Source organism: Pseudomonas sp. B414, from assembly GCF_055408445.1.
This window is the reverse complement of sequence record NZ_JBUZTQ010000007.1, coordinates 212717-222132: the sequence shown is the minus strand read 5'-3', so window position 1 is coordinate 222132 and position 9416 is coordinate 212717. Positions and strand designations below refer to the sequence as shown.

The following is a 9416-nucleotide window of genomic DNA, read 5'->3' as shown; positions in this document are numbered from 1 at the left end:
GCGATGCAGACAGCGCGGTCAGTCTGGCAAACCGCGGTGATGCCTTCGCGAGCAAGCCCGCTCCCACAGGGTGTGTGGCACCCACAAAATTCAAAATTTGCTGAGATTATTGTGGGAGCGAGCCTGCTCGCGATGCAGACAGCGCGGTCAGTCTGGCAAACCGCGGTGATGCCTTCGCGAGCAAGCCCGCTCCCACAGGGTGTGTGGCACCCACAAAATTCAAAATTTTCTGAGATTATTGTGGGAGCGAGCCTGCTCGCGATGCAGACGGCACGGTCAGTCTGGCAAACCGCGGTGATGCCATCGCGAGCAAGCCCGCTCCCACAGAAGATCTGAGGTGTGCTTGTGCTTAACGCACTGCACTCACCCCATCCAGCGTCGAGAACGAGGTGTCCTTGGCGGTCAGCAAAAAGTCGCGCATATAAGGGGCATCCAGCATGTCGGCGCGGATGGCGGCATAGAGCGTGGCAAACAAGCCTTTTTCGCCCAGGCGCTTGGCTTTCACATAACCCCTTGAACTGTATTCATGCAGCGCCCAGTGCGGCATCCCGCAGACACCACGGCCGCTGGCGACCAGCTGCATCATCATTACGGTCAGTTCCGAAGTGCGTACCTGGGCCGGTTCGACGTCGGCCGGCTCCAGAAAACGGGTGAAAATGTCGAGTCGGTCGCGCTCCACCGGGTAGGTGATCAGAATCTCGGCACTCAGATCTTCTGGCACGATAAACGGCTTGCTGGCCAATGGATGCTGATTGGCTACCGCGAGCATGGCTTCGTAGGTAAACAGCGGCACATAGGTCAGCCCGGCAATTTCCTGCGGGTCGGATGTCACCACCAGATCCAGATCACCCCGGGCCAGAGCCGGTAGCGGAGCGAAGGCGAAACCGGATGCCAAATCCAGCTCGACCTCGGGCCAGGCATCGCGGAACTGATCGATGGTCGGCATCAGCCACTGGAAGCAGCTGTGGCATTCAATCGCCATGTGCAAGCGCCCGGCCGTACCGCCGACCAAACGGGCGATATCACGCTCGGCACCGCGCAGCAGCGGCAGCATGGCATCGGCCAGTTGCAGCAGGCGCAAGCCGCCGCTGGTGAAACGTACGGGCTTGGTTTTGCGTACGAACAGAGGCATGCCCATGCGCTCTTCGAGCTCTTTGAACTGGTGGGATAAAGCGGACTGGGTCAGGTGCAGGCGTTCGGCTGCTTCGACCAGACTGTCTGACTCGCGCAACGCGTGCAGGGTTTTGAGGTGACGAATTTCCAGCACAATGGCTCCATGAACAGATTTGATGATCAACACGAAAACGTTGAGTTTGTCTCATGTTGTGGTGCGTGTCGATAATAGTGCCATTACTTACACGAAGGAATGTTGTTATGGCCCTGGCACACAACCTTGGTTTCCCGCGTATCGACGCAGACCGCGAGCTGAAAAAAGCCCTCGAAGCCTCCTGCAACGGCCAGTACGCACAAGAGCTGAGCCAATGGTTCGATGGTGATTACCACGCTCTGGTGCCGGAGTTCAGCCAGGACCAGCGCTGTGAACTGAGCTGGAATCAGCTATTTGAAGAAACCGCCGAAGCCCTGGCGCTGGGCCATAAGGTCAAGCCTGTCATCATCGGCCCGCTAACCTGGCTGTGGCTGGGTAAGGGCAACGACTTGAACAAGCTTGAACTGTTGGAAAACCTGCTGCCGGTATACGCTGACATTCTTTCCCGTCTGGCCGAGCAGGGCGTGGAGTGGGTGCAGATCGACGAGCCGATCCTGTCCCTTGACCTGCCTCAGGAGTGGAAAAACGCTTTTGAACGCGCTTATCACATCCTGCAGTACTCACCCTTGAAGAAACTGGTGGCCACCTGCTTCAGCGGCCTGCATGACAACCTCGGCTTAGCCGTTGGCCTGCCAGTAGATGGTCTGCACGTGGGGCTGGTGCGTGCTCCGGATCAGTTGCATGCAATTCTGGATCGTCTGCCAACTTATAAAGTGCTGTCGCTGGGCCTGGCCAATGGTCGCAACGTCGGGCGCGGTGATCTGGAAAACGCTCTCGCGCAAGTGCAGGAAGCCCAAGAGCGTTTCGGTGACAACCTGTGGGTAGCCGGTTCGTGTTCTCTGCTGCACAGCCCGGTGGAACTGGACTGCGAAACTGAACTGGATACCGAGCTGAAAAGCTGGATGGCGACCTATTCACTCAATGCGATTGGCAGCAGAGCTACGGTTCAGGTTGCGTGAAAGCGCCAATCATCCTCGGTGCCATAAGCCGTCCGAAAGCCATGGCCGTTGAGTGGATCAATTATTCTCAACGTCTGGCCGACAAGGTGATGAACGGCATGCTGTCAGGCCCGGTGACCCAGTAGGGAGGGCGGTGCATCGCAATGATGCACCGCTGCATTGTATTTCCGTTATTTTTAGCAACAAGCACGGTATTCGTCCTTTTCCCCATTGCGCAATCGTTCGCCAGAACGTCATTTTTTGATCGCCAGAAAAGCTGTTTTTTCCTTGCGTATCTTCTGATGAATGGGCGCCGTCTCTGTCACTTTTGACAGTAGGCAAGCTTCCTTTGCAAGCGCGTAATCAACCTCAACGAAGTCAGTCAGCAGACTCAAAAGACACCGGTTTATGGCCATGGTGATGGCGGACTGCTGCCGATGCTTCCTGTCAGTTCGGGTGTCTAACCCAATGAGGTTATGGTCATGGCTAGCAAAAAATCTACCGGAAAACCTGAAACCAGAAAAACAGGGTCCAAGAAAGCTGGAGCCCGACAAGCAGAAGACATTGCACCCAAATCACTGGAGAGGGTGTACCCGTACCTTGGCGGGGATGATCAACCTCCGCCCTATGTACCGCCAACGCAAACGCCACCCCCCGATGAGGAGCCTTCTTTAGAGGTCATAGTGATAGGCGAAGACTCTCCTGTAGACGATAAGCCCCCAATAAGTAATGAAACTCCAGAGGACGTGGAGTCTGAAAGCGACATCGCCGCCCGCGAATCCCTGGCAGTGCTTCAAGAGCAACTTGCTGCCCTGGGGTATAGCTCGGTGTTCGAGGTGTTGAGCGATGGGCCAGATGAGGTGCTCACTAAAATCCATCAGTTCTCGCAACAGATGGATAACCCCCCTACGCAAGCATTTTATGAGCAGGCCCAAGCCCGCGCCGCCAGCCTGACCCGGTTTTACACGCAACTCTGCTCGCGCGGTGAGCCTGCCATGCATGCCGTGCTCAAGCTTCAGGTGGCTGAAGAAACCTCCGCGTTGGGGCGATCGATCAGTACTGGCGGCACTTACAACTCCTGGTTTTCGCAAGGTGCTATTTCCGGGTATGCGCACCCTGATTCGGCGGGCTCATTGTTTTCTCCCGCCAGCTATCTGACTGATCTATACAGGGTCTCCAAGCCACTCCATCCGGCTGGTAATGGCCTGCAGCTGGACATGCGGCGGCCAGATCTTCGCCAACTGAAGCTTAGCGATGCCAATCTGAATGATGAAATCAGCACCCTGGCACTGACCCTGGAAGTGCTGGAAGCCGGCGTGACAGGTGACGTGGACCAAGAACTGCTTACGAAGGTGTACCCGATGAACCTGCCTTATAACCATGCCAGCGAACAGATAGTGCAAGGTATGGCGGCATGCAAAAGCAGCCTTGCCGAACTTTGGTCAGTGTTGGGGGATTTCGAAGGGAAGGCGCTCAAGTATGAAGCCAGTTTGACCGGTTGGGTGAGCAGGATGCCAGTGAACTATGCGCGTGATGCGTTGGGGATGTCGGCGCAGTTGGCAGGCATTTTTACTGAATCGCGAAATGCCTCCGAGGCCAATGTTGCAAAGTATTTTGGTCACACTTCATCTACTAATATAAATTCAGAATTGATCCTGAAACAGGCACTACAGCTGCCAGAAGAAACCATCATTGAGGCATTGGGCGGCGGCCCGTTCTACATCCTATCGGCTCAGGCCATTATCTCTGCTGAGGTCTATGGCGCTTGCTATATCAACGGCTGGACAGACGACTATGAGGTAAAGATTAAACCTCTCTATTGGTATGTAGGAGCCGCGCTTGGTAACCCAGTGCCTAAACCATCCAACAGCCCGACTACGAGTAATCTATACAAACGTAATGGCCGAGCCTTCGAGCGCCTCAATCGCGTCATTCGCCTGCAACGCCATATTAAAGCGCTAACGTTCGAGGAATTGGACTGGCTGATTTGCCAGTCCTGTAACGACATTACCGACCACCCACTGACCCTGTCTCTGCAGGCACTTGCGGTGTACATGCCATTGCGTCGGCGCTATGGCATGACGGTAAACAGCTTTGGCGCCTGCCTGCACCTGCTCAATACCTTCCATGGCACCGGCAAGTCATCGTTTTACACCAGTTTGTTTGGTGATGATGATCTGATCGATATGGTCTCTGTCGACTTCCTGCAATCCACCACGAATAAGGACTCTCTACGCGCCCGGGCCCGTTTGTGCCAGGGGCTGAAGATCAACGATGCCACCCTTATTCAACTTGCGCAGTACCTGCCTGGCATCGACGCCACAAGTCGGGTATTGCCGGTACTGGGCCTGGAGCATATTTCGGCGCTGTACCGGTTAGTGGCAATCCCTCACCTATTCGGCCTGAGCGTGGCTCAAGCCTTGGCGCTATGGGATTTGCTGGCTGATACGCAGGGCATTGTCCGAGCCCTGGCCGAACCCAAACCCAATCAAGTCGCTTTGGGGGTACTGATACGCACGGGCTATCTGGTTGACTGGATGCACGCCGCACAGCTTGAGCCAGAGCAACTTGTCGCGCTGACCAGCCGTCGCTACCCGGTTCAGAGCACACCCGAGTTGCAGGTCTTTATCGAAAATATCTACAGCACCTTGACTGGCCGCCCCAGCGTGGAGTCTTCGCTTCAGCCCGCCGTTGACGAGATATTGCGAGCTCAATTGGCACGTCATATCGGTGCCGAGTTCAATCTCAAAGCCAATGTTGCCGCTGCAACCATGGTTTGGGTCGATGCAGTTGCCCATGACATGAACTCAACACTCAATGGCTACGGCTTGCTCGGCTTCTGGGCCGATATCGAACGCGTCTGCCAGGGCGAAAGCACGCTGGACAGCTTGCCAAATGCTGTGCAGTACGCCTACCTGTTGCGCCAGTTTGCCCAGGTTTGCCATTGGGCCCAACTCGGTGAGCTGGATCTGCATCTGCTGATGCCCGCAGGCACGGCCCAGCCTTCGGCACTGACTGGCGCCGTGGCTGCCCCCCAATTAACGCTGGATGTGTTGCTGTTGTTGTCACGCTATCGCAGTTGGCAACGCCGACTGCACGGCACGGTGGCCGAGGGGCTTGGCTTTTTGCAGCGCGCTGCTGCGCAGGATCCGGTTTTGACGCTGCAAACTGCTGCGCAAGAAATCAGTGAGCTGCATGGCTGGGACCTCACACAAACCCTTGTCTTGATGAACGGCGCAGTGCCGCGCAGTTTTGTTGCGTTGCTGCCTTTGTTGCAAAAGATGCAGTTCTGCCAACGCCTTGGTCTGTCCCCAACGGATCTGTCGTGGGTCGGCAAGTTGACTGAAACTGCCGCAGTTGATCAGGCCACGCTCACATTGATCGCTTCCAAAATCATTGCTGCTGCACACGGCTAAACTGGAGACCCGATTCGGCATGGCCCATGGGACCAGTACGCTCAGGAAATGGCCAAATGGCTCAATACCCGTACTACATTGGCCGGGAGCATATGGCATCCACTCGCCACGAATGGCTGACACCGCTGTGAGGGTCAAGTTTCTGAAAAAGTCGTCGCTGATCGACATAGATAAGTTGCGGGCCGAGGTGGCTTGAGAGCGGTCACAAGTACACAACGGTGCATTGCAATAATGCACCGTTGCATTTTTTGTTATTTCAGTAAAAAACAGTGCAGTCGCTCCCACCAAGGGGCACTTAATCGCAGACACACCCTTCCTCCATCCTGAGAAATATCTGATTTTTACGTGTGTAACCATTCTGATGAATGGGTGCTGTCTCTGTCACTTTTGACAGTAGGCAAGCTCCCTTTCCAAGCGCGTAATTAACCTCAATGGAGTCAGTCAGCAAACTTGAAAACACCGGTTTCTGACCATGGTAATGGCAGATTTCTGAGAGTCTTTCCAGTCAATTCGGGTGCCTTACCCACATGAGGTTATGGTCATGGCAAACAAAAAAAAATCCGGTAAATCGGATATTAATAAATCTGGAACTCAGCAAGAAGAAGACATTGCCCCCAGAATTTTAACGAGTGGTTTCGCGTCCTTCGAAGGCACTGAGTCACTGTCGGATGAAGAGCCTCCATTAGAGATCATAGTGATAGGCGAAGACTCTCCTGTAGACGATAAGCCCCCAATAAGTGATGAAACACCAGAGGACGGGGAGTCTGAAAGCGACATCGCCGCCCACGAATCCCTGGCAGTGCTTCAAGAGCAACTTGCTGCCCTGGAGTATAGCTCGGTGTTCGAGGTGTTGAGCGATGGGCCAGATGAGGTGCTCACTAAAATCCATCAGTTCTCGCAACCGATGGATAACCCCCCTACGCAAGTATTTTATGAGCAGGCCCAAGCCCGCGCTGCCAGCCTGACCCGGTTTTACACGCAACTCTGCTCGCGCGGTGAGCCTGCCATGCATGCCGTGCTCAAGCTTCAGGTGGCTGAAGAAACCTCCGCGTTGGGGCGATCGCTCAGTACTGGCGGCACTTACAACTCCTGGTTTTCGCAAGGTGCTATTTCCGGGTATGCCCACCCTGATTCGGCGGGTTCATTGTTTTCCCCCGCCAGCTACCTGACAGACCTGTATCGAGTCGCCAAGCCGCTGCATCCAGCTGGTAACGGCTTGCAGGTGAATCAGCGGCGGCCTGATCTGGGCCAGCTGAAACTTAGCGATGCCAATCTGAATGAGGAAATCAGCACCCTGGCACTGACCCTGGAAGTGCTGGAAGCCGGCGTGACAGGTGACGTGGACCAAGAACTGCTTACGAAGGTGTACCCGATGGGCCTGCCTTACAACCATGCCAACGAACAGATAGTGCAGGGTATGGCCGCCTGCAAAAGCAGCCTTGCCGAACTTTGGTCAGTGTTGGGGGATTTCGAAGGGAAGGCGCTCAAGTATGAAACCAGTTTGACCGGTTGGACGACCAGGATGCCTGTCAAATATGCGCGTGATGCACTTGGCATTTCGCCAGAGTTACTGAAAATCCTGACGGAGCCTTTCAGTAATGATTTCGATGCAGTGGGTAAATACTACGGAAAAGCACATAATAATTATATGTATTTTGAACATGTAATGCGTGACGCACTTCAACTGCCAACGGAAACAATTTTGGAGGCGTTAGGCTCAGGGCCTTTTAATGAAGTGCCAAGTGCAGATAATATGTGGGAGGTCGATCCCTCGCAAATATTTATTATAGCCGCTGAGCCAAGGACTCAGTTGACGGAAATGACCGTATGGGTTGATCGCCCCAGCGATATTGTTTGGTTGTCATTCGTGCCAGTGAGCTTGGAGGTATTCCCGATCCATATTAACTCATTTCAGTTGCGGGTTAACAATTTGCTGCCGAGCAATACAGATAATACTCCTCGACGAGCAGCGGCGGGTGAAGTGTTGTCGTTTTCTACTGGAATGACCATGGCGCAGTATTTTGAAAGTTCAGCCTCTATCACGTTTAGCGTTTTTAGCGGAGTTATTCAATATTATTTCAGCGATCCTGTAGTTATCAAAGAGGCTGTGCCTCAAGTTGTTACTCCCCACACGTATGGCGCCCGTTATATCAATGGGTGGGGTAACGGGGGTAACAATTTTTACTGGTATATCGGCGCTGTGCTAGGCCAACCGGTATCGCCGCCCGTCAACAACCCAGCTGATAGCCTGCTCTATAACCGCACCAATGCGGCATTTGGGCGCTTAAACCGCATCCTTCGCCTGCAAAACCATTTGAAAGTGCTGTCCTTCGAAGAGCTGGACTGGCTGATTTGCCAGGCCAGTGACGATATTTCCGTTCACCCTCTGACGCAGCCTCTGCAGGCGCTGGCGGTTTATATGCCGCTGCGTCAGCGCTATGGCATGACGATAAACAGCTTTGGCGCCTGCCTGCACCTGCTCAATACCTTCCATGCCGCTGGTAAGTCGTCGTTTTACACCAGCTTGTTTGGTGATGACGATGGCCTGATCAATATGAGATCTGTCGATTTCCATCAATCCACTGTGAATCAGAGCTCTCTGCGCGCTCGGGCCCTTTTGTGTCAGGGCCTGCAGATCGACGATGCCACCCTCACCATGCTTGCACAGTACCTGCCGGACATTGACGCAACTACCCGTGTATTACCCGTGCTGGGGCTGACGCAGATTTCAGCGTTATACCGGTTAACGGCGATCCCTCGCTTGTTCGACCTGAGCGTGGCACAGGCCCTGCCGTTATGGGATTTACTTGCCGCTCCAGAGGCAATTGTCCGTGCTTTGGCTCAGCCCAGGCCCAATCTGGCCGCTCTGGGGGTAATGATACGCACCGGCTATTTGGTGGACTGGATGCATGCAGCAAAACTGGCCCCTGAGCAACTGATCGCCTTGACCAGTCGCCGCTATCCGACCCAGAGCACCCCAGAATTACAAGCTCTTGTTGAAAGTATCTACAGCACCCTGACGGGCCGAGTAGTGGGGTCTTTGCTGCAGCCCGCAGATGATGAGGTGTTACGAGCCCAATTGGCACGTCATATTGGTGCCGAATTTAATCTCAAACCCAATATTGCTGGTGCAGTAATGATCTGGGTCGACGCTGCGGCCAAGGATATGTCACCGACACTCAATGGCTATGATCTGCTTAGCTTCTGGGCTGATATCGAGTTGGTCTGTGCGGGTGAAACCACGCTGGACAGCCTGCCTCGGGCCGTCCAGTACGCTTACCTGCTGCGCCAGTTTGCCCAGGTCTGCCATTGGGCCCAGTTCGGTGAGCAAGACCTGCATCTGCTGATGCCCGCTGGCCCGGCTCAACCTTCGGCACTGAGCGGGGCCCTGACTGCCCCTCAATTGACACTGGATGTCCTGCTCTTGTTGTCACGCTATCGCAGCTGGCAACGCCGTCTGCGCGGCACGGCGGCCGATGCGCTTGATTTTTTGCAGCGCACTGCTGCACAGGATCCGGCATTGACGCTGCAAGTTGCTGCGCAAGTGATCAGCGATCTGCACGGCTGGGACCTCACACAAACCCTTGTCTTGATGAACGGCGCAGTGCCGCGCAGTTTTGTGGCGTTGCTGCCGTTATTGCAAAAGATACAGTTCTGCCAACGCCTTGGTCTGTCCCCAATGGATCTGTCGTGGGTCGGCAAACTGACTGAAACCGCCACAATTGATCAGGCCACGCTCACATTAATCGCTGCCAAAGTCATTGCGGCTGCACATGTTTAACCCGGGAGATAACG

General features: G+C 54.7%; 3 protein-coding genes and 1 pseudogene. 3 read left to right on the top strand and 1 reads right to left on the bottom strand.

The annotated features are described in order from the left end of the window. Positions 1-349: 349 nt before the first annotated feature. Positions 350-1267, bottom strand: coding sequence for a transcriptional regulator MetR (gene metR, locus ACZRMH_RS09160; protein ID WP_464013142.1), 918 nt, complete (start codon positions 1265-1267; stop codon positions 350-352). A 107-nt stretch (positions 1268-1374) separates the two neighbouring features. On the opposite strand from metR, the pseudogene ACZRMH_RS09155 reads away from it, so the two are divergent. The 3 genes and pseudogenes from ACZRMH_RS09155 to ACZRMH_RS09145 form a co-directional block, all read left to right on the top strand. Further along, positions 1375-2345: pseudogene (locus ACZRMH_RS09155) on the top strand (hypothetical protein); the annotation flags it as partial. 606 nt (positions 2346-2951) lie between these two features. Then, the gene (locus ACZRMH_RS09150) at positions 2952-5621 is read left to right on the top strand and encodes a Tc toxin subunit A (protein WP_464013141.1); all 2670 of its coding nucleotides are present in this window, start codon (positions 2952-2954) and stop codon (positions 5619-5621) included. A gap of 541 nt (positions 5622-6162) precedes the next feature. After that, entirely contained in the window at positions 6163-9402 is a 3240-nt protein-coding gene (locus tag ACZRMH_RS09145) for a Tc toxin subunit A (protein WP_464013140.1), read from the top strand. The last annotated feature ends 14 nt before the right edge of the window (positions 9403-9416 follow it).